The organism is Daejeonella sp., from assembly GCF_030684675.1.
Classification (GTDB): Bacteria; Bacteroidota; Bacteroidia; order Sphingobacteriales; family Sphingobacteriaceae; genus Daejeonella.
Genome location: NZ_JAUXXZ010000058.1, coordinates 14,756 through 37,395, shown reverse-complemented (window position 1 = coordinate 37,395; position 22,640 = coordinate 14,756). Strand labels below are relative to the sequence as shown.

14 protein-coding genes are annotated in these 22,640 nt (G+C 39.9%); 12 read left to right on the top strand and 2 right to left on the bottom strand.

The window, feature by feature from the left end; all coding sequences use genetic code 11:
* Nucleotides 1–79 precede the first annotated feature (79 nt).
* The 11 genes from Q8M41_RS12330 to Q8M41_RS12280 all read left to right on the top strand — a co-directional run bounded on the left by Q8M41_RS12330 (nucleotide 80) and on the right by Q8M41_RS12280 (nucleotide 19,385).
* The gene (locus Q8M41_RS12330; RefSeq protein ID WP_305365582.1) at nucleotides 80–1,225 is read left to right on the top strand and encodes a FecR family protein; all 1,146 of its coding nucleotides are present in this window, start codon (nucleotides 80–82) and stop codon (nucleotides 1,223–1,225) included.
* A 142-nt stretch (nucleotides 1,226–1,367) separates the two neighbouring features.
* Nucleotides 1,368–4,718, top strand: coding sequence for a SusC/RagA family TonB-linked outer membrane protein (locus Q8M41_RS12325; RefSeq protein WP_305365581.1), 3,351 nt, complete (start codon nucleotides 1,368–1,370; stop codon nucleotides 4,716–4,718).
* 44 nt (nucleotides 4,719–4,762) lie between these two features.
* The gene (locus Q8M41_RS12320) at nucleotides 4,763–6,325 is read left to right on the top strand and encodes a SusD/RagB family nutrient-binding outer membrane lipoprotein (protein WP_305365580.1); all 1,563 of its coding nucleotides are present in this window, start codon (nucleotides 4,763–4,765) and stop codon (nucleotides 6,323–6,325) included.
* A gap of 142 nt (nucleotides 6,326–6,467) precedes the next feature.
* Nucleotides 6,468–8,261: a c-type cytochrome gene (locus tag Q8M41_RS12315; protein WP_305365579.1), complete on the top strand. Its 1,794-nt coding sequence runs from the start codon at nucleotides 6,468–6,470 to the stop codon at nucleotides 8,259–8,261.
* Nucleotides 8,262–8,307: 46 nt separating this feature from the next.
* The gene (locus Q8M41_RS12310) at nucleotides 8,308–9,060 is read left to right on the top strand and encodes a carbohydrate-binding family 9-like protein (protein WP_305365578.1); all 753 of its coding nucleotides are present in this window, start codon (nucleotides 8,308–8,310) and stop codon (nucleotides 9,058–9,060) included.
* 92 nt (nucleotides 9,061–9,152) lie between these two features.
* On the top strand, nucleotides 9,153–10,274 hold the full coding sequence (locus tag Q8M41_RS12305; RefSeq protein ID WP_305365577.1) for a lactonase family protein: 1,122 nt from the start codon (nucleotides 9,153–9,155) through the stop codon (nucleotides 10,272–10,274).
* 770 nt (nucleotides 10,275–11,044) lie between these two features.
* Nucleotides 11,045–12,010, top strand: coding sequence for an amidohydrolase (locus tag Q8M41_RS12300; protein ID WP_305365576.1), 966 nt, complete (start codon nucleotides 11,045–11,047; stop codon nucleotides 12,008–12,010).
* A gap of 25 nt (nucleotides 12,011–12,035) precedes the next feature.
* On the top strand, nucleotides 12,036–14,237 hold the full coding sequence (locus Q8M41_RS12295; RefSeq protein WP_305365575.1) for a PQQ-binding-like beta-propeller repeat protein: 2,202 nt from the start codon (nucleotides 12,036–12,038) through the stop codon (nucleotides 14,235–14,237).
* Nucleotides 14,238–14,393: 156 nt separating this feature from the next.
* Nucleotides 14,394–16,613 (top strand): pyrroloquinoline quinone-dependent dehydrogenase, encoded by a 2,220-nt coding sequence (locus Q8M41_RS12290; RefSeq protein WP_305365574.1) that lies wholly within the window; start codon nucleotides 14,394–14,396, stop codon nucleotides 16,611–16,613.
* Nucleotides 16,614–16,664: 51 nt separating this feature from the next.
* Nucleotides 16,665–18,080 (top strand): sorbosone dehydrogenase family protein, encoded by a 1,416-nt coding sequence (locus Q8M41_RS12285; protein WP_305365573.1) that lies wholly within the window; start codon nucleotides 16,665–16,667, stop codon nucleotides 18,078–18,080.
* A gap of 60 nt (nucleotides 18,081–18,140) precedes the next feature.
* The gene (locus Q8M41_RS12280) at nucleotides 18,141–19,385 is read left to right on the top strand and encodes an amidohydrolase/deacetylase family metallohydrolase (RefSeq protein ID WP_305365572.1); all 1,245 of its coding nucleotides are present in this window, start codon (nucleotides 18,141–18,143) and stop codon (nucleotides 19,383–19,385) included.
* Nucleotides 19,386–19,482: 97 nt separating this feature from the next.
* Here the strand turns inward: Q8M41_RS12280 and Q8M41_RS12275 are convergent, their stop codons facing one another.
* Both Q8M41_RS12275 and Q8M41_RS12270 read right to left on the bottom strand, forming a co-directional pair.
* Nucleotides 19,483–20,256, bottom strand: coding sequence for a hypothetical protein (locus Q8M41_RS12275; RefSeq protein WP_305365571.1), 774 nt, complete (start codon nucleotides 20,254–20,256; stop codon nucleotides 19,483–19,485).
* A 358-nt stretch (nucleotides 20,257–20,614) separates the two neighbouring features.
* Nucleotides 20,615–21,205, bottom strand: a complete 591-nt coding sequence (locus Q8M41_RS12270; protein ID WP_305365570.1) for an RNA polymerase sigma factor — start codon at nucleotides 21,203–21,205, stop codon at nucleotides 20,615–20,617.
* 263 nt (nucleotides 21,206–21,468) lie between these two features.
* On the opposite strand from Q8M41_RS12270, the gene Q8M41_RS12265 reads away from it, so the two are divergent.
* On the top strand, nucleotides 21,469–22,620 hold the full coding sequence (locus Q8M41_RS12265; protein WP_305365569.1) for a FecR family protein: 1,152 nt from the start codon (nucleotides 21,469–21,471) through the stop codon (nucleotides 22,618–22,620).
* The last annotated feature ends 20 nt before the right edge of the window (nucleotides 22,621–22,640 follow it).

The following is a 22,640-nucleotide window of genomic DNA, read 5'->3' as shown; positions in this document are numbered from 1 at the left end:
TTATTTAAATTCCCAGTACCTACCCAATACTAGCTTTGCCGTCTTAGGAGTATAAAGAGAATAAAGTCTTTTGAAGCTCATGAAGGAAGCAAAGGAATTGCTTGAAAAATACAAGTCGGGGAAATGTAGTCCAAGAGAAAAACTACTTCTTCAAAAATGGTTTCATCACCTGAATGAAGATGAATTAACTGGGCTTACAGAAACCGACCTAAAAGCTGCAAAGAAAGAATTCCGCAAGAAAATAGCCGCTGAAATAAGCACATCCAGCCTACATACCCTTTGGCCGCGAGTCATATCCGCAGCAGCTATTATCATCATTATCTCAATCGGAACATTGTTTTATCTGGATTATATAAAGAAGTCTAAGGTGAAACATGTGATTTCAGAAGCACAAAATGATATTTCCCCCGGTGGCAATATTGCGACCTTAACCTTAGCTGACGGTCGCAAGATCAGTCTGACTGATGCTGAAAATGGCCAGCTTGCTGAGCAATCCGGTATAAAGATTAGTAAGACCGCTGATGGGCAATTGGTTTACAGCATATCCAATTCAAAAAACTCTTCTCAATCGCTTTCGTATAACATCATCGAAACACCTCCTGGCGGGCAATATCAGGTAGTCTTGCCTGATGGAAGTAAAGTCTGGTTAAATTCAGCTTCATCATTACGTTACCCGGTGAGATTTAGCGGCAATGAACGAAAGGTTGAAATAAGCGGAGAAGCTTATTTTGAAGTTGCACATAACAGTAAAATGCCATTCAGGGTGATCAATCGTAGTCAAATAGTTGAAGTTTTAGGAACTCATTTCAATATAATGGCATACCCCGATGAAAGCAGTACAAATACTACTTTACTTGAGGGCTCTGTTAGAATTATTAAAGAAAATAAAAGCAAAGTAATATCACCCGGCCAACAAACAAGAGTTAAAAATGGAGACATCGATGTAGCCTCTGTTGACGTCACTCAGGTTACAGCCTGGAAAGAAGGTTATTTCATGTTCAAAAACGAGGATATCCAAAGTATAATGAGACAAATATCCCGCTGGTATAATCTGGAAGTAAAGTACGAGGGGCCTATTCCTGAGAAAGTTTTTGGCGGAAAAATATCCCGCACAAGAAATGTATCCGAGGTGCTTGAAATTCTGGAATCAACTGGTTCAATACGATTTAAAATTATCCCCGGTGATTCTAAGGGGAGAGAAAGGAGGATAGTAGTTATGCCCTGACCCATACTAAAAAAGGGGTAATTGAAAAAACCGGAGCGCTACGAACGCACCGGTTCAAATCTGTCTTTAGGACAGTTTCAGGCCTACCCGCTTATAAATAACGTGATATCGACAAACTTATAAACCTAAACGATACAAATGTATGAAAATTCCTTCTCATAGGATATGCAGTGTGCAATATTCCACCGCCTATAAACTACTTCTGATTATGAAACTTTCTATTGTTTTAATGATCTTTACCATACTCCAGGCCAGTGCCGCAGGGTATGCTCAAAAGATTACTTTATCTCAGAAAGACGCTACTCTTGAACAGATATTCTGGTCAATAAGCAGCCAAAGTAAATATGAATTTGTGTATGACGCAGCCATGCTGAAAGAAGCAAAACCTGTGGATGTAAAATTCAAAAACTCAACGGTTGAAAGTGTACTTAACCGCTGTTTCACTGATCAGCCTTTGACTTATACAATTAATGACAACATTGTAATAGTTAAAAGAAAACCTCTTCTCTTTCAGCAGCCAAGGATTACAGACATTACTCCACTTATTGAGAATGCGCCGCCAATTACAGTCAAAGGGCAGGTAAGCGATTCAAAAGGTGAGTCACTTCCCGGAGTAAGTGTTCGTGTCAAAGGTTCCGCTTTGGGAACAGCGACTGATTTGCAGGGAAATTATACACTAAATGTTTCTGATACTGATATTTTGATTTTCAGTTATGTGGGATACCTTCCCCAGGAAGTTGCAGTTAATAGCAGAACTACATTAAATATTATCCTGCGTGAAGATCTTCAGGTTTTAGGAGAAATTGTAGTGACCGCCCTTGGTATTGAAAGGGAAGCCAAATCACTGACTTATGCTGTTCAAAACATCAAAGGCGACAAGATGAATGAAGCAAAAGAGACCAACTTAATCAATTCATTACAGGGGAAAGTTGCAGGTGTTACAATAACAAAAGATGCAACCGGACCGGGTGGTGATTCCAAGGTTTTAATACGTGGGAATCGATCCATAACTAATAGTAATCAACCTTTATATGTAATTGATGGTGTCCCTTTAAGTGGGAACGTTGGGATGCTGAACTCGGACGAAGTTGAAAGTATGACAATCCTTAAAGGTGCATCTGCTGCAGCATTATATGGTAGTCAGGGGCAAAATGGAGCCATAATTATTACCACCAAAAGGGGGAAAGCAAATCAGACAGTAGTTAACTTCATTAGCGGACTGGGTATGGATAAGGCATCTGTACTGCCAGAATTGCAATATGAATATGGACAGGGAGATGCCGGGATTTATGGCTCGAATTCAGAACGAAGCTGGGGTCCAAAAGCTACAGGACAAACGGTTACTCTTTGGAATGGAAAAAGTGTTCCCTTACTGGGACAACCAGATAATTTAAAGAATTTTTTCAGAACCGGCCATACATTCAACAATACACTCAGTGTTAGCGGAGGTGGTGAAAAAATGCAAACCTATTTCTCTTATGGAAATACAATGGCACAGGGTATCCTTACAAACAATGACCTTACACGCCATAATGTAGATCTTAAAACAGATAATAAAATCTCATCCAGACTTTCTGTGTCTACCAAAATGAGCTATATTTTTGAAGATGTAGATAATCGGCCAGTTCCGGGAGGAGGTGGAAGCTATGTATTACCTTCAATTTTTAGCGCCCCTACATCTATTCCTTTGGACGAAATGAAAAACTACGCCTATACTGATAATACAGGTACTGAAAAGCAAAGCTATTGGCTACCTGGCTCTTCAGTTCTGGTGAATCCCTATTGGGCATTAAACAGAATAAATTACTACCAAAAAAGGGATCGTATTCTTGGTTTGGTTTCAGCAAAATATGAATTTAATGATTGGTTAAATCTTCAGGTTCGTGGTAGTATCGATAAGACTATTCAAAACAACGACAGAAAAGTATATGCAGATTCCTATTTCAGCCAGGTTGGATCAAACTATGATTATAGCACCAACAGAAGTCAGGGGATAAATGTAGATGCCTTATTATCCTTTAAGCGCAACCTTGGAAAGAAATTCGATGTTACAGGAAATTTAGGAGCTTCATTACAAGAAAGTAAATATGAAAGCATTAGCGGTAGTGCAAATGGATTAAATAAACCGAATTTTTTCTATATGCACAATGCGAAGTCACCATTCTTTACAACGGCTGATGGAAGAACTCCACGTGTTCAATCGCTATATGGTACTGCGACTTTTGCATATAATAGCTATCTGTATTTAGATGTCACAGCCAGAAATGATTGGTCATCTGCACTACCTGAGCAAAGCCAATCTTACTTCTATCCATCAGTTGGTTTATCCGCAATTGTATCAGATATGGTTAAACTACCGTCATGGGTTTCATATGGAAAGGCCAGCCTGACAATGGCAAATTCGGGCTATGGTGGGACTCAATATCTTGACCGAAACTATTACTCAGTGGGTATCGGGGGTGCAATTATTACACCCAATATTCAGTCATTGGGAACCTATAAACCTGAATTGACCACTTCGTATGAAGCCGGTTTAGACTGGAAATTTTTCAACAACCGATTAGGTCTGAACTTCACCTACTATAATACCCAAACCAAGAATCAACTTTTATTAATAGGATTACCCGCAGCTTCATTATTTGACCGGAAATATATTAATGCCGGATTAATCCAAAACCATGGAGTTGAACTTGTTGCTAATGTGTCTCCAATTGCAGGTAAAAACTTTAGATGGGATATGGGATTGAACTATTCTAAAAACAATAACAAGGTCAAGGAACTTACTGAAACGATAAAATCAATTGTTATTGGAGAAGGTGATAATGTTTATCTGATCAAAGTTGACGAAGGAAGTAGCTATGGTGATATGTATGTCAGGGGATGGAAAGCGGATGCTCAGGGAAGAAAGCTGGTTGAAAATGACGGCACACCAATTTTGACTGACGGTCTGGATCAATTTGTTGGGAATTATAACCCTGATTATATGCTCGGTTTTTCAAATGAATTTTCATTTAAAAATCTTTCCATGAGTTTTTTAATTGATCACAGACAAGGAGGTACAGTGATTGGTGGCACACAAGCATTAATTGATGCATATGGCCATTCAAAAAACTCTCTCTTAGGTCGTGAAGGAGGTATTGTACTGGACGCTTACAGACAAGACGGAACAAAAAATGCAACCTCTATTGCTTCACAAAAATACTTTGGATTAATAGGAGGAAGATATCCCTCTGCAGGTTTTTACAGTTATTCTTCAACGAATACCAGATTGCGTGAATTTACATTAGGATACCAGCTTAGTGATAAATTAATAAGTAAATATCCGTTTATAAAAAGTGCAAAATTATCATTAGTTGGAAGGAATTTATTCTTCTTCAAAAAAGATGCACCAATAGATCCGGAGGTAACCAGAGGTTTAAATGGCGGAGGTTTAGAATATGCAGCTTTACCTACAACCCGCAATTTTGGTCTGAACCTGAAAGTGTCATTTTGACAATCTAATCCTCTTTTGATAAATAATTATTAAAAACGCACGAAATGAAACATCAAATATTAACACATTTCAGAGTATATCTCTGCTTAAGTCTAGTGATCCTGGCAATTGGCTCCGGATGCACTAAAAATTATTCGGAATTAAATACAGATCCAACAAGATTAACAACGTTAAACTCTGGGGATGTTAAGGGGCTATTTACAAATGCACAATACATGGCCATGTATTCTGGCAGATCCTCAGCAGAGTATCAGTATGCTCAAGGCTTTTTTGCCGATTTGTTTGCTCAATATTCAGCGATCACTGCAACATTCGACCCTACAGACCGATACAATATTGCGCAAGAGTGGATTCAGGAGCAATGGATAGCTACTTATACAAAATCTCTTCCACCATTAATGTCCATATTAAAGGAAACAAAGACTCCTGAAACGAAGGCTTTGAATTCTATAGCAAGGATATGGAAGGTATTTGTAATGCACCGTGCTACAGATTATTATGGTCCTATTCCTTACTCAAAAATTGGTTCCGACAGCACCGTAGTATCCTATGATTCTCAAAAAAGTATTTATATGGATCTTTTTAAAGAACTAAAAGAAGCAACTGATGCACTCAACGCCAATATAGCTCAACCATCTTATGGAGATAAAGATGTTATTTACAATGGAGATAATAGAAAATGGGTAAGATTTGCGAATACACTGCGTTTACGCTTAGCCTTAAGAATATCTGACGTAGAACCGGCAATGGCAAAAACAGAAGCTGAAGCTGCAGTGGCGGGTGGAACGATGGCTGAATTAAGTGACGATGCCTATCTTAAAGTTGGTGGTGTGAATTATAACGGATACAACAGACAATCCGGTTGGAATGAATTCAGAATGAGTTCTACAATGGAAAGTGTTTTAGGAGGTTATGACGATCCAAGAATGAGTAAATTTTGGGCTCCATCTGTGAATACCGGTAAATATGCGGGTGTCAGAAACGGAATGAATGTGGCAGAAATTGTTGCACCGGCAAATGACCCTGATAATACCTCCGGACCAAGTGATGCTCTGCTTCCAGGCAGCATGTTTAAAACGCCTTCAACAGTGATGTACACTGCCGAAGCATATTTTCTGCGTGCTGAAGGTGCATTAAATGGATGGAATATGGGTGGCACTGCCGAAGCAATGTATGAAAAGGGAATAGAAATGTCGCTCAGAACATGGGGGATAACTGATAATGCCGCGATCAATAATTATATAAAAAGCCCAAATCTACCTAAAGCTCCGGGCGGGTACTTTAATACTCCTGCCCTGACGGACATTCCGGTAAAATTCTCTGCTATTCCAGAGAAACAGCGTGAACAAATCCTGACCCAAAAATGGATCGCATTATTTCCTGAAGGGCATGAAGCATGGGCATCTATCAGACGCTCCGGATATCCTAAATTATATCCCCTGATACATTCAGATAACCCGGATGTTCCTGCAAATAAGATTATCCGACGTATCCCATTCCTAAATTATGACAGGGACAGAAATGCCGCTGCAGTAAAAGCAGCAGAAGCCCTGTTGGGTGGCCCGGATAACGCTGCCACAAGATTGTGGTGGGATGTAAAACATTAAATTAAAACCCTTAATTCATCCCGGATATTTTAAAATATCCGGGATGAATTAAAAATTGACTGCTTTCCCGCATTATATTTCAATCTGAAATCCCGGGTATGTACTCCGGTCTACATTTCAATTACATTTAATCATTGTCAAAATGAAATTTCTAAACCAACTCCTTACGCCAATTTTAAATTCCCGGCATCATTTAACAAGCTTTTTGTTGTTAATTATTTTGTTCAGTTCATGCGAAAATTCTAAAAACTCCCTTAAAGGAGATCCTGATAATGGAGGTCTCTATTTGCCCGATAATTTTGAAGCACTGGTTGTTGTAGACAGCATTGGGAAGGCCAGGCATTTAGCAGTCAACGATAATGGAGACATTTATGTCAAATTGACTTTCAACCGTGCAATGGATCGTTCTGGAGGTACAGTTGGATTACGTGATTTGGATAATGATGGCAAGGCAGATTCTATCATCTATTTTGGCGATTACAAAGATGTTGGCAGCTCTGCAGTTGGTGTTACTATTCACAATGGTTATTTATACACCAGTACCGTTAATCAGGTATTGAGAAATAAATTGAAACCTGGAGAACTTGTTCCTACAAGCAAGACCGAAGTGATCCTTACTGATCTGGACACTAATGTGGCAAGGAACTGGCATACAACAAAACCTTTAGCTTTTGATAGCAAAGGATTTATGTATGTTCCTTTTGGATCCCCATCTGATGCCGGACAGGATATCAGCAAATATGGCCCAATCGGCATACCGGGTGGCAAAGGCCTGGACCCATCACCAGAACGGATAAATCATGCTGGTATCTGGCGATTCGATGCAAATAAGAACAATCAGACTCAAAAGGATGGTTATAAATTTGCCACTGGCATCAGAAGTGTGGTTGGAATGACCTGGAACCCGCTGGATGATCATTTATATGCAGTAATGAATGGAATCGATAATTTTCATACCATTTACCCGGATCTTTATTCGGCATGGCAGGGTGCTGTACTCCCTTCTGAACCTCTTTTAAAAGTAACTGAGGGGTCTGACTTTGGCTGGCCATATGCTTATTATGACCATTTACTCAAAAAGAATGTTTTGCAGCCAGGTTATGGTGGAGATGGTAAAATAATTGGCAGAGCTGCTGAATTTGATGTACCTGTTATAGGCTTTCCGGGTCATTGGGCACCTATGGACATCCTGTTTTATCAGGGAAATCAATTCCCTGAGAGATACAAGCAGGGAGCCTTTGTCGCGCTTCACGGTTCAACAGACCGTTCCCCCTATCCTCAGGCTGGTTATATCGTTTGTTTTGTTCCATTTGAGAATGGAAAAGCAAAGGGTGAAATAGAAGTTTTTGCAGATGGCTTTACCGGGATAGATACGGTAGTAAATACCAGCGATGCTGTTTACAGACCGATGGGACTATCAACAGGCCCGGATGGATCTCTATATATTTCTGAGTCGAATAAGGGAAAAATATGGCGGATCATGTATAAAGGCGATAAGGAGAAATTTGGCGAAGACCAGTTGGCGAAAATGGAAAAACGCAAAAGCAGATCTTATATAAAAGAGCCTGATGTAATCAAAGACAAACTCCCAAGCGGTGATATGCTTGCAGGCAGTATATTATATGATACCTATTGTGCCAATTGTCATCAGAAAGATGGCAAAGGAGATAATAACCGTTTCCCACCACTGGCTGGCTCAGATTGGGTTACCGGTGATAAATCAAGACTTCTTGGTGCAATATTAAATGGATTGCAAGGGGAAATTAAAGTTAACGGACAAAAATGGGATGGATTGATGCCCGCCCATGCAGGATTCCTGGACGATCATGCAATTGCATCGATTGCAACCTATATCCGTCAGAATTTTGGGAATAAAGCAAGTGTAATTACCAGCTCAGATGTAAACATTGTCAGAAATGCCGGGAAGAAAAAATAGTGATGTGCTAAAGATAAAGCCGGGATTATTACAAATAGTTACATGCATGAGGCTCAGTAAAGCTGTAACAGGCATAATTATCTTATTTGCAGGTTTTAATGCAATTGCTCAGGTAAACAGGCTGGATTCAGGAACGTTCTCTCCTGTTTATAATATAGGAAGGTTGAAGCATGCAATTAAAATAGATGGGAATTGGGATAAACCTGAATGGAAGAAAGTTAAATCAATTGAGATTATAAATTTCATTCGTATGGAACCCGAATTTCGCCCATTGGCACAGGCAAAAATGATGTATGATTCTGAAAATGTATATGTTATTTTTCATGTTCAGGATCGAAATGTCAGAAGCGTAACAACTGAAATCAATGGACCAGTCTGGAAAGATTCTGCAGTAGAATTCTTCTTTTCTCCAAACGCTGAATTCCCCTTAAATTTTTTTAATCTGGAAGTTAATTGCGGGGGAACACCACTTCTTGAATACAATCCCAATCCGCGCATTAGTCCTAAACCTGTTCCTGGGGATATAAAAAAGATAGAAATCGGGCATTCCTTACCCAAAATAGTGGATCCCGAAATTTCGGGACCACTTACCTGGACTGTAGAATATAGAATACCGCTTAATATGCTCGAAAATTATTCAAAAATCAGCCGGCCCAAAAAAGGTGTTATCTGGAAAGCTAACTTCTACAAAATAGCCGAAATTACTTCCAATCCTCATTATGCATCTTGGTCGCCTATCACTCATCCAAAACCACAATTTCATTTGCCCCAATATTTTGGAACACTAAAATTTCAATAGCGTTATTTTAATTGTTAATTTGAGATTAAAGAAAACGGGTTAAATCAATTAAAGTAGATCCGTTAATAATCTGAAATAAAAATCCTGAATACATGAGAACTATAGCTTTATTCGCAGTCTTTATTTCGCTTACTCTATCGGCAAATGCACAATCGAAAAGAGGCAAGAACTATAATCTCATCGTAGGTACCTATACAAACAAGGAAAAAACGAATGGCATTCATGTTTTTAGTTTTAATACCAAAACAGGTCAGTCAAGCTTTCGTTCGAAAACACTCGGCATCAAAAATCCATCTTATCTGGCGGTCAGTAAAGACAGAAAGAATTTATACTCAGTTAGTGAAGTTGACAAGGGCACAATTCAGGCGTTTTCTTTTAATGCCCAAACCGGTGAACTTGGCTTTTTAAATAGTGTCAGTTCAGGCGGTGATGGTCCCTGCTATGTATCTGTAAATGATTCAAAAGAATTGGTATTCGCAGCCAATTATGATTCAGGTAGCTTAGCTGCAATACGCGTTGAAAAAAATGGTTCTCTAAATCCTGAAATACAAAAAATACAACATGAAGATAGTTCCGATTCTAAGGCAAAACCTCATGCTCATGCCGTCGTTTTAACACCTGACGGACACTACTTACTTGCTGCAGATTTAGGTATTGATCAGGTGAAAACTTATGAAATAAACCCGGCCTCATCTGAAGCATTAATACCCGCTAAAATACCTTTTACAAGTGTCAATAAGGGCGGAGGTCCAAGACACTTAACTTTCCATCCTAACGGAAAGTATGCCTATCTTATTTTAGAGATGGGAGCTTCGATTGTTGGATTTGATTATAAAGACGGCAAACTGGAAACCAAGCAGACTATAACGATGCTTTCACCGGAATTTAAAGGTACAGTTGAAGCTGCTGATATCCATGTCTCTCCCGATGATAAATTTTTATATGGATCAAATCGGGCTGATGCTAATGAAATAGTCATTTATTCGATCGCCAAAAATGGCATTTTGAAATATGCAGGTCGCCAAACTACTAATATTAACACACCCCGGAATTTTGTAATAGATCCCAGTGGAAATTTTCTTCTGGTTGGCAACAGTGCGAGTAATGAAATAATGATTTTTAAACGGGATAAGAAATCCGGCTTAATTAGTCCAAGCGGACAGAAGATCATGGTTGATAAACCGGTTTGTTTGAAATTTGTTGCGATAGATTGAGAAAAATAAACTAACGCTAAGCCTTTTTAGAATTTAGATTAACCTGAGTTCGGTATAAGGAAGGATACAAAATACGGTTATAATTGATCTAATAAGGCTCTGGAGCCACAATAATTGATTTTGGAAAGCAATACCTGTGTGTTATAGCTTAGTTCAGCCCTTTCCTCCGGAGTATTTCCGGCAAGAAATCGCATTCTATTTCAGATTACCAATAGCCGGAAGATACCTCCTTCGGCAAGGTTTATTTTACCCGGAGCTGTTTTTCATCGGGACGGGCAGCCCGGCAAAAGGACCATTTGCCATTCCAAATAAACCCGTGGCAGCTCTACCTTTTTTGTAATACTGAATTTCATGATATTTATCAAATCTGCTGCAAAAATAAGGGCAGAACACGGGACCGGCAGGACCGAAGAAGCACAGACCCTGCTTTCTAAAATAATAGAACATCTTCAATCTAAATTTACCCCAGAATCATTTTATATTTCGAACTCACGTTAGATTAGGTATTCACTATGCCGCATACCGAGAATAAAAATTCCCAAAAAATCCTTGTTCTTTGTGCAGTCTGACATTTATGCTTCCAAATTACATTTCGGAGTAATAAAAAATAAATACAGGGAAATAAGCTGTGGCTTAAACTAAAATTACAACTCAACTGAAAATTTATTGGAATATTTATTAAATTGAAAATTCTTAATAATCAGGGATAAAGATTTTGAAGCCTGTACTTTTCAGGTCGACATAAATGTTTAAAATGATCAGATATTGCAATGAACAGAAAAAAATTTATAACATCCACATCAGTCCTCGCATTAGCTTCTTTTCCCGTAGGTTCTTTGCTTTCTGAGACCCTTAGAAATCCGTCAAAACCACTTCCTTTAATTGATACCCATCAGCACCTTGCAGATCTGGTTCGGTTTGGAAAAAGCTGGACATCCCCGCCGATTCCAGGAAATTATGATATGAAGGCCTATATGCATGCCGTTCAAAATGTCAACATGGTGAAAGCAGTTTATATGGAAGTTGGTGTACCTGCTGCAAAACGTTATGAAGAAGCATTATATGCCATAGAGATGTGTAAGGACAAGTCCAATCCTACGGTAGCAGCTGTAATCAGTGCCAACCTGATGAGCCCGGATTTCGAGAGCTACATTGCCCAATTTAAAGGCTCTGAATACATTAAGGGCATCAGGTATGGCTTCAGATCGGTTGCGGAGATGAAAGACCTTCTATTGATCAGAAACGTAGAAGTTCTGGGCAAACTGAATCTGAGCCTGGATTTCACTATTTCACCCGCATGGTTACCCTCAGTTGCCGAATTAATTAAGACATGTCCCGGCACAAGGTTTCTTGTAAACCATTGCGGCAATGTTGATCCAAGAGCTTTTCTGGATCCTGCAATAACAGGTGGCAAAGCAAATCATGATGCGAATGAATGGATCGCTGCAATGAAAACTGTCGCAGAAAACAAAAATGTAGTTTGCAAAATTTCGGGTATCATCTCTGTTAGTTCAGGATATCCAAAATCTGCTGAAACTCTTGCCCCTGGAATAAACCATTGCCTTAATATTTTTGGGTCGAAGCGTGTAATGTTCGCCAGCGACTGGCCGTGGTGTTTAAAAGACAGTGAACTTGAAAACTGGGTAAATATTCTAAAAGAGATCGTCAAAAACAGACCATATAAAGAACAAAAGAGATTGTTCCATGATAATGCTGTTAAATTCTACAATATTTAAGTCTCTCAAATAAGCCTATCTTTCTATGATATTCTATTCATCCCAAAGGAAAAATACCCTGTCATTAATTCTTTGCTGCATATTAACATCTATTGCTCTCAATTCCTGCCAGAATAATCTGAGCAATAAGGAATGGGATGTTTATGCTGGAGGCAAAGATCGGCAGGCCTATTCTCCGCTAAATCAAATTGATACAAATAATGTCGGGGAGCTTAAAGTTGCATGGGTTTACCATACCAAAGACGCTGATAAATCAAGTCAGATCCAAACCAACCCATTGATCATTGATGGTGTTCTGTATGGCACATCTCCTCAGTTGAAACTATTTGCTGCTGATGCCGCTACCGGCAAAGAAAAATGGATTTTCGATCCAACAGCAAGCATGCTTATTGACAATGCCGGAAAGCAAAGTTATGGTTTGAATGTTTGTCGCGGGATTGCTGTACATAAAGGCAAAAACAATGAAAACCGGATTTTTTATACTGCCGGATCATCCCTTTATTGTATAAATAGTTCAACAGGAAAACCTATCAGCAGCTTTGGAAAAGATGGCCGGATTTCATTACATGACAATCTGGAAATGAACAGGGATATCAGTGATCTGAGAGTAACTTCTACATCAGCAGGCATGATCTACAAGGATCTGATCATCATGGGTAGTAGTCTTTCTGAAGAAGAAGAATCAGCTCCCGGGCATATCAGAGCCTACGATGTTTATACGGGCGAATTGAAGTGGCTTTTCAGAACTATCCCGGCACCAGGTGAAAAGGGTTATGAAACCTGGGAAGATCCGGAAGCCTATAAATTTGTGGGTAGTGCTAATGCCTGGGGTGGCTTCAGTCTGGATGAAAAAAGAGGAATTTTATATGCTTCTACAGGTACTGCAAATGCAGATTACTATGGGGGCAAACGGAGAGGCGATAATCTTTTTGGGAACAGTATTTTGGCATTGAATGCCGAAACCGGAAAATATATCTGGCATTTCCAGGCCATTCACCATGATCTATGGGATTGGGATTTCCCAAATGCCCCCACCCTGTTAACTGTTAAAAAAGATGGTAAAGCGATAGACGCCCTTGTACAAACAAGTAAACAAGGCTATGTTTATCTCCTTGACAGGGTCACAGGCAAGCCAGTCTACCCTATTGTTGAAACCCTTGTACCTGCACACTCTGATCTGGATGGCGAACAACCTTCTCCCACTCAGCCCATCCCAACAGTCATACCGGCATTTGCAAGACAAGGGATTTCAGAGGCAGATCTCAATAAAAATATTCCGGACTCTTCCTATCAGGAACTTGTCAAGCGCTTCCGCACATTTAAAGGCGGACCTATGTTTACACCCCCTAGTCTTGAAGGAACTTTGGTATTCCCTGGCCTCACCGGTGGTGGCGAATGGGGTGGTCCATCAGTGGACCCCGAAACAGGGATTATGTATATCAATGCGAATGAATTACCCTGGATCGTTACCATAGCAGATAATCGCATTGATAAGCCGGTCATAAAAAGGCAAAGCAATCTTGAAGCTGGCACCTCGCTCTACACCAAAAATTGCAGCGGTTGCCATGGTGCCGATCTTAAAGGTTCAGGTAATTTCCCGGCTTTAGTTGATCTGAACAATAGATACAAAACTTTAGATTTTCAAAACCTGATCAGTTCCGGTAGAAGGATGATGCCCGCTTTCAAAAACCTTAGCGAGGCCGATAAAACTGCTATTGCATCGTACCTGCTCAACAATGCAGCCCTGCAAAAAGAGGAGTATATCGCTGAAAAGAAAAAGAAACATCCATTTTATGAGGTACCCTATCGTTTAGGAGGAATTAAGCAATTTTTAACCCTCGAAGGATACCCGGCAGTAAGTCCGCCATGGGGTACGCTTCAGGCTATAGACCTTAACAATGGCAAGGTTGTCTGGAAAGAAACACTGGGCGATCATCCGGACATGAAAGCTAAGGGTATACATTCGGGTACTGAGAACTGGGGAGGATCGGTAGTTACTGCTGGCGGCCTGGTATTCATTGCTGCAACGAGTGATGAAATGTTCAGGGCCTACAATAAAAAGACCGGGAAACTGCTTTTTGAAACCAAACTTCCGGCTGGAGGATATGCAAGTCCCTCAATTTACAGTATCAAAGGAAAACAATATGTAGTGATTGCCTGTGGGGGTGGTAAAATGAGAACTAAATCAGCAGATGCTTATGTGTCTTTTTCACTGCCTGATAAATAAAAATAAAGTATCTGAAAATATGAAGCCATTAACACGCTACCCTTGAATAAGTTATTTTCTCGCGGATGGATTAAATAATCATTGTATTATTTTCAATAGCCGTACAACATATTATCAAATTGTTTTTAATTTGATAGCTCAATTATTATTTATTGTATGGCAAAACTTTACAAATCCTTTAACATAAGACCAATTCTTCTGCTTTCCTTTTTTGCTATTCTGGTTTACACTGGATGTAAAGTTTATCCGGAAATGGGTAAAAAAGTAAATCTTGATCGCAGCTGGTCTGTTTATAAAGCTGATGCTGAAGGAACAGGGTATTCAATACTGGATCAAATCAATACGAATAATATTCAAAATCTGGAAATAGCCTGGACTCACAAGTTCAGTGATGCTCCTGCCGGATCGCGGGGTGGAAACAGTGAAAGTAATCCAATCATTGTAGATGGTGTGATGTACACCTTGTCTGCAAGGCACAGAGCCTATGCACTGGATGCAACAACAGGTACGCAAATCTGGGCATTTGATCCATTCAATGGAGAAGCCGGAGGTGGCATCGGCAGAGGGGTTACTTATTGGGAAGAAGGAACTGATAAAAGAATTCTGCTAACCGCAGGTGATAAACTCTTTGCATTAAACGCTCAGACCGGCTTACCTATCCCTTCATTCGGAAATAATGGCTGGGTAAGCATGAATGTTGGCATGCGTGGCGATCCCGCTAAAATATCGGTGATACCAACAAGTCCTGGAATTGTATTCCGAAACCTTTTGATTATTGGAAATGAAGTATCTGAATTGTACGGTGCCGAACCGGGTCATGTACGTGCCTATGATATCAAATCAGGGAAACTGGAATGGACATTCCATACCGTACCACAGCCGGGAGAATTTGGTTATGATACCTGGCCGAAAGATGCCTGGAAATATGTAGGAGGTGCCAATAACTGGGGAGGAATGAGTTTGGATCAGAAACGGGGAATGGTATTTTTTGCAACCGGATCACCTACCTATGACTATTATGGTAAGGACCGGCTTGGAATGAATCTTTTCGGAAATTCTGTAGTCGCACTGGATGCAGCTACAGGTAAATATAGATGGCATTTTCAAACTGTTCACCATGATCTCTGGGACTATGATTTACCAGCCCCACCCAACCTGATCACGGTAGTGCATAATGGCAAAAAGATTGATGCAGTGGCTCAAACTTCGAAACTGGGCTATATTTACACCTTTAACCGCGATACCGGAGAACCCTTATTCCCTATCGAGGAAAAACCAGTTCCTGCATCCGATATTCCGGGTGAGCAGGCATGGCCAACACAACCCATTCCAACAAAACCGGCACCTTATGCCCGACAATTCGTTACAAAAGATGATATAAGCAATTATTCCAGGGGCTCTCATGACAGCTTAATGATGCGCTTCAATGCATTCAGGTATGAAGGTCCATTTACTCCTCCTGCTCTTCAGGGAACTTTCATGCTCCCGGGCAGCCGTGGAGGCTCAAGTTGGGGAGGTGGTACAGTTGATCCCATCAATGGAATAATTTATGTCAAGTCCAATGACTCTCCGGAAATTGCTACGATGAAAAAAGTAGTAGAAAATGAAACGGCCAACCTTTCTGTCTTTAATCAGGGTAAAGCACTTTATTCTACCTATTGCATCAGCTGTCATATGGCAGATAAAAATGGGGATGAATCCGGAAACCCTTCTCTTTTAGCGATAGAAACCAGATTGAGTCGTGAGGATGCATTGAATAAGATCAAACGCGGAGGAGGTAAAATGCCATCTTTCGCCAGTGTAATTGCCGGAAAAGAAGAAGCAATTATTTCATATCTCTTTGATAAAGAGTCTTCAACAGCGCGTCCTTCCATAGAGCAAAGCTTCTTAAAAGAAATACAAGAAAATGAACTGGCCAATAAATCAGGAATCAGCACTCCAAAAGAGGATAAATACCTGAATTTAACTGCTTATGGTCAATTCTTAGACAATCAGCGTCGTCCGGGGATCAAACCTCCATGGGGACAATTACATGCAATTAATTTGAATACCGGTGAATTTGAATGGTCAGTCACCCTCGGGAATCAGCCGGAAGGGCAGCTACCAGGAACACCAGAAACCGGAGCAAGTGGTTCGGCTGGCCCATTATTAACGAAAGGTGGCTTACTCTTTATTGGCAGCACCCGCGACAGAAAATTCAGGGCCTTTAATCAAAAAACAGGTGAAAAAATTTGGGAAACCACTTTGCCCGGAATTGCAAATGCGAATCCATCAACTTATTGGAGCAAGGGGAAACAATATGTAGCGATTTCTGTAGGTGGAGATTCTGAAAATCCTGCCGGATATATGGTAACATTTGCATTGCCATCCAAATAAACAATAAGAATTTGCTCATTTTTATGATTTGAGATCAGAAGAAAATAAATAATGAATAAACACACATTCTACAGCAAAATACTCTTAACCACACTCTTACTTTCTGCTGCAATTTTAAATGCTCAGAATACGAGGGCTCCAAAAGCGATTGTACCTCCGGTAGCTTTAAGACCCGATATTAAAGTTGAGCATGTCATGGCTGTAGCACCCAAAAGTGTACGCATATTATACGACGAATCTACAAAGGCTGTATACTTTACCTGTTATGATGGGGAGGTGTACAGAATAAAAAATATACATGATAAAAATCCCGTTGCAGAAAAAATCCTTTCTGTTGAGGACCATGGCATTCCGCGCCTGCAGGGAGCAGCAATTTATAAAAACACCTTGTTTCTCACTGGCAATACCAGGGTAAACAATGGCCTTGGAAACAAAGGGCTGATGGTTCGTTATGATCTTAAACCAAATGAAAAGCCAGTAATGTCTGTGGTATTTAATACGGCTGAGTATGGCACGAACCGGACTGTGTTTGACCATGGCTGGAATGCCCTTGAGATAAGTCCTGATGGAAAGTACATCTTTGTGAACAGTGGTGCGCGTACCGACCATGGCGAAGTACAGGATAACAATGGTGCATGGCCTAATGCCCGAAATGGGGCTTTAACTTCAAAGGTTTTTAGATTCCCAATTGATTCAAAGGATCTTTTACTTCCTGATGATGAAGCAAAGCTAAAAGCAGATGGTTATATTTTTGCTGAAGGCATACGTAATGCCTATGATATTGCTTTTGACGGCTCAGGGAATTTGTATGGTGTATCGAATTCATCTGATTACGATCACAATGAAGATATGTTCTGGATCAGAGAGGGCCATCATTATGGTTTTCCATGGATCGTTGGCGGAATTGAAAATCCCCAGCAATATCCTGACTGGCAGCCAAATCCGGATACCGATCCATTCATTCCCAGAAGTGCCCATGCCTGGGCTGTAAGATATTTCAGGAATGACCCTGATTTTCCAAAAATTCCGGCAGGGGTAAAGTTTTCTCCTGGTATACAAAACCTCGGGCCCGATGCCAATGAATATCGGGGACATTCCGGGAAAATACTGGATGGCGACCTCACTGGTGTAACAGTAAGCACCTTTACGCCGCACAGTTCTCCACTCGCATTGTTTTTTGACAGTAAGAAGAATCTATCCAAAGATCTGAGAGGCGATGGTTTTACTATCCGCTATTCTTTGGGGGCACGATCAGCGCTGATGAAACCATTTACGGACCAGGGTGCTGATTTACTGCACCTGGATCTGTCGTATGATAAAGCCACAGATAATTATTTTGTAAAAACTAAGCGCATAGTAGAGGGTTTTAATGGAGCTACTGATGCAGTTATGATAAAAAACAATGTATTTGTTATAGAATATGGAGCTACCGGTGGTAATATCTGGAAGATAAGTCTGCCTAAATAAGTCTGAGGATTCTAATATCAGTTTTAACATCATTAAACGATTACCCGATTTTAAAAAAAAATGAAAAGGATACCGCAGATAATATTCATCTTCTTAAGCATCCTTGCTTTCTCAAGCCGGGCACAGAATTACAGCATACTGGTAAAAGGCGGTCATGTAATTGATCCCAAAAACAATATCAATGAGCTTATGGATATTGCTATTAACGGCGATAAGATAGTCCTTGTTGCAAAGAATATCGACTCAAAAACAGCAAAGCAGGTAGTAAATGCCACCGGTTTGTATGTTACTCCGGGACTTGTTGATATACATTCCCACAATTTTCATAGCATGAGACCTGGTGATCCGGTTGCGGATGGCTTCACATTCCGCAGCGGAATTACAACTACCGTTGATGCCGGGAGTTCCGGCTGGAGGTCATTTGAGAGGTTCAAAGAAGAGGTAATAGATCAATCGGAAACCCGCGTTCTGGCATGGCTGAATATTGTAGGTGAAGGTTACAGAGGAGGGGCATATGAGCAAAACCTCACGGATATGGATGCAAAACTGACCTCAATTGTTGCCCGCAGATATAAAGATCACATCGTAGGAATTAAGACTTCGCATTATAATGGACCAGAATGGATTCCGGTCGACCGGGCAGTTGAAGCCGGTAAACTTGCAGGCAATATTCCGGTAATGGTTGATTTTGGAGGAACTAAACCAGCACATTCAATTGAAGAACTATTTTTCAAACATCTCCGCCCGGGTGATATTTTCACCCATTGCTTTGCAGAACTTGGTGATTCAAGGGAGTCTATAGTTGATCCGAAAACTAAAAAAGTAAAACCATTCGTTTTTGAAGCTCAAAAAAGAGGAATTGTATTTGATGTGGGTTTTGGCGGTATCAGCTTTGCCTACTCGCAGGCTATTCCGGCTTTAGAGCAGGGATTCTATCCAAATTCCATTAGCACAGATATGAATAAGGGAGCTATCAATGGAGCTATGAAAGATCTGTTAACTGTGATGTCGAGATTCCTGGCAATGGGAATGGATTTGCCGGCTGTAATAAAAGCCACTACCTTAAATCCTGCCAAAGAAATTAAAAGGGAAGATCTTGGAACACTTTCTGTTGGCTCAATTGCTGATCTTTCTGTTTTTAATATGAGAGAAGGAAAATTTGGTTTCTTCGATTATACCGGATATAAAATCAATGCCAGTAAAAAACTTGAATGTGAACTGACAATCAGGGCAGGTAAAATTGTGTATAATCTGAATGGGATTTCCGATCCGGTGATACTTGGCGGACGCGGACAGGCTCATTGATTTAGATCATAAATCAAAAAATCCTGATCGGTTTGTAGCGCCGAACACAAAATTACTCTGCTCTTTTTGCCTTTATACAAGTCGTATTGAGGCTATCCTATTTTACAATCTTAACAACTAGCTGAGATGTGAAATAACTATTATATCCATATAACATAATATGGTATACTCCGGCAGGCGGATTTGTAATTAGAATAACTTCATCTTCTCTGTTAGGATTAACACTGTGCCAATCGGCTGTCCAAGAATACTGGGGCGTAAGTGAAACCGTTGGATCACTTCCTCTCCTCACAAATAAATCAGCGAGGTTATAATAATACACGCCGGCAACTTCTGTAGTCCTTATTTCCATTTGTTTAACACCTGTTGGGAGAGTGACCTTAAATATTTTTCTATCTCCCTTTTCACCCTCAACTTTCTGATCTGTTAAAATCTGAGCATTACTTCCACTGCTACCACCTGTACCAGTATTTTTAACACCCTTGTTTATTGTGTAAGGAGCAGCTCCATCGGGAGTTATTTTAAGTTTATTGTCAATTATTTCTGCAGTACCTAATCCCAAAAACCCAAAACCGTTTTTCTCACGAATGTATCCCCTCCATTTATTATTACCAATTAGTTCCATTCCAATAGCAAATGAATCCCCTACATTTGTACCAACTTTGGTAGTTCCGGCAGTAACATATATTGCCCGATCTCCGTTAAGTTCAACCTGCCATCCCTCACCCAGATCAAAGACTCCCGCCCAATAACCTTCCCATATTTCTTCAATTGTTTCAGAAATTTTTTTACAACCTGATAAACTGGTCGTTAAAAAAATAGCCAGCATAAAGGATGCCAGTACATTAAATAAGATGGATTTCTTTCTCATAGTAATTCTTTGCTCAAAAGTATTGAGGGCTTTATTAAAATGAAATACTCACATATTGGTATATTGAAAATTTTATGTTTAGTTCAAAATAAACTGTAATTATCCAATCAACTGAAGTTAGCAAGAGTGATTTGTCGGAAAGATTTTGAAATAAAATACTTTGCTAATGCAGACCCTGATCTGGTCAGAAATTAAGAGAAATCTGCCCGTCCCCAACCGGATCAAATCCATAAGGGTACAGATAAGTGAGAAAGAAGGATTTCATGCACTTAACTGCTGTACAAAATGCAATAACAGGTGATTGATTAACATGCTTATAACAAGCAGAGACATTTCATTAAAAAAATAATCTGATTTTCTAACTGATGGAGTTAAACGCCAGTAATGTATGTAGTATAAACAGAAAATGCCTGATGGATAACCTTAAATGTCGCAAAGCATAGGTTAACTGATTCTCCACAGTGCGCTTCGATATATCAAGTCTAGCAGCTATTTCGTCATTAGTTAGCTGTTCCATACGGCTCAGAGTGAAAATTTCCCTGCAACGACTTGGCAGCTCTTCGAGCTCCTCTTCTACTTTCTTCTCCAGTTCTCGATACCGAATACTGCTTTCACCATCGTTTACAGCTACAAGATTGCCATAGTCAAGTTCTTCCCTGTATTCAATCGTTTTCTTTTTGATGCTTTTGACATATCGGTAAACCTGATACCGGGCAGAAGCAGTTATATATCCTTTGAAATATTCAATCTGAAGCTTTTCCCGCTTTAACCATAGATTTAGGAAAATATCATGAACAATTTCAGAACAGACCTCCGTATCCGGACAGATTGAAAAAACAGTGGTGAATAGCTTCTCCCAGTACCTTTCAAACAAAATATTAAAAGAGTCAAGGTCTCCCGCCTTCATCAAATTGAGCAGAATCTCATCAGAAGGTGCTTTTTCAGACATGTAGGTTTTGCTTTTCGCTGGTTTTGAAATTTAAATTTACTAAATCTAATAACATAAAGAAAAATATCAGGGATAATTAAGCCCTGATTCAAATTCGTTACACTTCCGGAAACATTCTAAATGGTTACCAAGTCTATTAGATTCTCAAGCTCAGAAACTATCCGGATAGCTGTTTTTGGGATATCCCGGATGCAAAATCAAAAAAAAGCATTTTTCTATGTGTGTTGAACCCCAAAATTGACTCTATAAATTAAAGCCTCAGAATGACCAGAGAAGAATATAATGCGCTTTACGAGAAATACCTCTCCGGGAATTGTACCAGCGAGGAAAGGGAAGCAATTGAAAACTATCAGGACAGTATTGATCTGGATAGTCATCATTGGATTAAAGATCAAATGGGTGAACAGGAACTTGTTAAAGAAACTATCCATTCTGAACTTTTAAACAGTATTGCAAGACAGAAACGCAGGCAAATACATAGGATCAGAACCTGGTATGCTGCAGCCGCGGTAATACTTTTAATTCTGTCATCAGGACTGTATTTCAACAACCTGAAAAAAAAGACCACTGTAATTGCAAAAACAGAATCACCACGTTTTAAGAATGATGTATTACCGGGCGATAACCGGGCGATACTTACTCTGGATGATGGCTCTCAGATCAATCTTGATGATGCCCAAAACGGCGTTCTCGCGAGTGAAGACAATACCGACATCCGGAAAATCGGATCAGGACAGTTAGAGTATTCAGCAAGCGTTAAACTCATCGAAACTGTAAAATATAACACCTTGAGTACCCCAATGGGCGGACAGTATCAGCTTTCATTACCAGATGGAAGCAGGGTATGGCTTAACTCTGGCTCAAGTATTCGTTTCCCGACCGCTTTTATCGGAAAGGAAAGAATTATTGAACTAAAAGGGGAAGCCTTTTTTGACATCAGAGAGAACAAGAAAATGCCTTTCATTGTTCGTACAAACAACTCCATGGATATCAGGGTTCTGGGTACCCAGTTCAATGTAATGGCCTATGATGATGAAAAAAATATCAATACCACGCTGCTTGAAGGTTCTGTACAAATATTGAAAGAATCAGGAACTGCATTTCTGGAGCCTGGTCAGGCAGCAATACTAAATAAAGGTACCGGAAAAATCAAAGTAGCGGCAGCAGATATTGAGGAGGCCGTAGCATGGAAAAACGGATTCTTCATTTTCTCAAATGAAAACATAGAAAGTATTATGCGCAAAGTCTCACGATGGTATAATGTAGAGGTAGATTATCAGGGTAATTTGAGCAATAAAGATTTCGTGGGAACAATCTCACGTGATAAAAACATCTCTGAAATATTAAAAATGCTGGAATTAACAGGTGCAGTCCACTTTAGAATTGAAGGAAGGAGGATAACTGTTATGCCTTGACCAATGCCTTTAATTGGCGG

Coding starts and splice junctions, on each gene's coding strand:
- Q8M41_RS12290 (WP_305365574.1), top strand. CDS start 14,394: ATGGCAAAACTTTACAAATCCTTTAACATAAGACCAATTCTTCTGCTT.
- Q8M41_RS12325 (WP_305365581.1), top strand. CDS start 1,368: ATGAAAATTCCTTCTCATAGGATATGCAGTGTGCAATATTCCACCGCC.
- Q8M41_RS12270 (WP_305365570.1), bottom strand. CDS start 21,205: ATGTCTGAAAAAGCACCTTCTGATGAGATTCTGCTCAATTTGATGAAG.
- Q8M41_RS12305 (WP_305365577.1), top strand. CDS start 9,153: ATGAGAACTATAGCTTTATTCGCAGTCTTTATTTCGCTTACTCTATCG.
- Q8M41_RS12265 (WP_305365569.1), top strand. CDS start 21,469: ATGACCAGAGAAGAATATAATGCGCTTTACGAGAAATACCTCTCCGGG.
- Q8M41_RS12275 (WP_305365571.1), bottom strand. CDS start 20,256: ATGAGAAAGAAATCCATCTTATTTAATGTACTGGCATCCTTTATGCTG.
- Q8M41_RS12300 (WP_305365576.1), top strand. CDS start 11,045: ATGAACAGAAAAAAATTTATAACATCCACATCAGTCCTCGCATTAGCT.
- Q8M41_RS12310 (WP_305365578.1), top strand. CDS start 8,308: ATGAGGCTCAGTAAAGCTGTAACAGGCATAATTATCTTATTTGCAGGT.
- Q8M41_RS12320 (WP_305365580.1), top strand. CDS start 4,763: ATGAAACATCAAATATTAACACATTTCAGAGTATATCTCTGCTTAAGT.
- Q8M41_RS12295 (WP_305365575.1), top strand. CDS start 12,036: ATGATATTCTATTCATCCCAAAGGAAAAATACCCTGTCATTAATTCTT.
- Q8M41_RS12330 (WP_305365582.1), top strand. CDS start 80: ATGAAGGAAGCAAAGGAATTGCTTGAAAAATACAAGTCGGGGAAATGT.
- Q8M41_RS12280 (WP_305365572.1), top strand. CDS start 18,141: ATGAAAAGGATACCGCAGATAATATTCATCTTCTTAAGCATCCTTGCT.
- Q8M41_RS12285 (WP_305365573.1), top strand. CDS start 16,665: ATGAATAAACACACATTCTACAGCAAAATACTCTTAACCACACTCTTA.
- Q8M41_RS12315 (WP_305365579.1), top strand. CDS start 6,468: ATGAAATTTCTAAACCAACTCCTTACGCCAATTTTAAATTCCCGGCAT.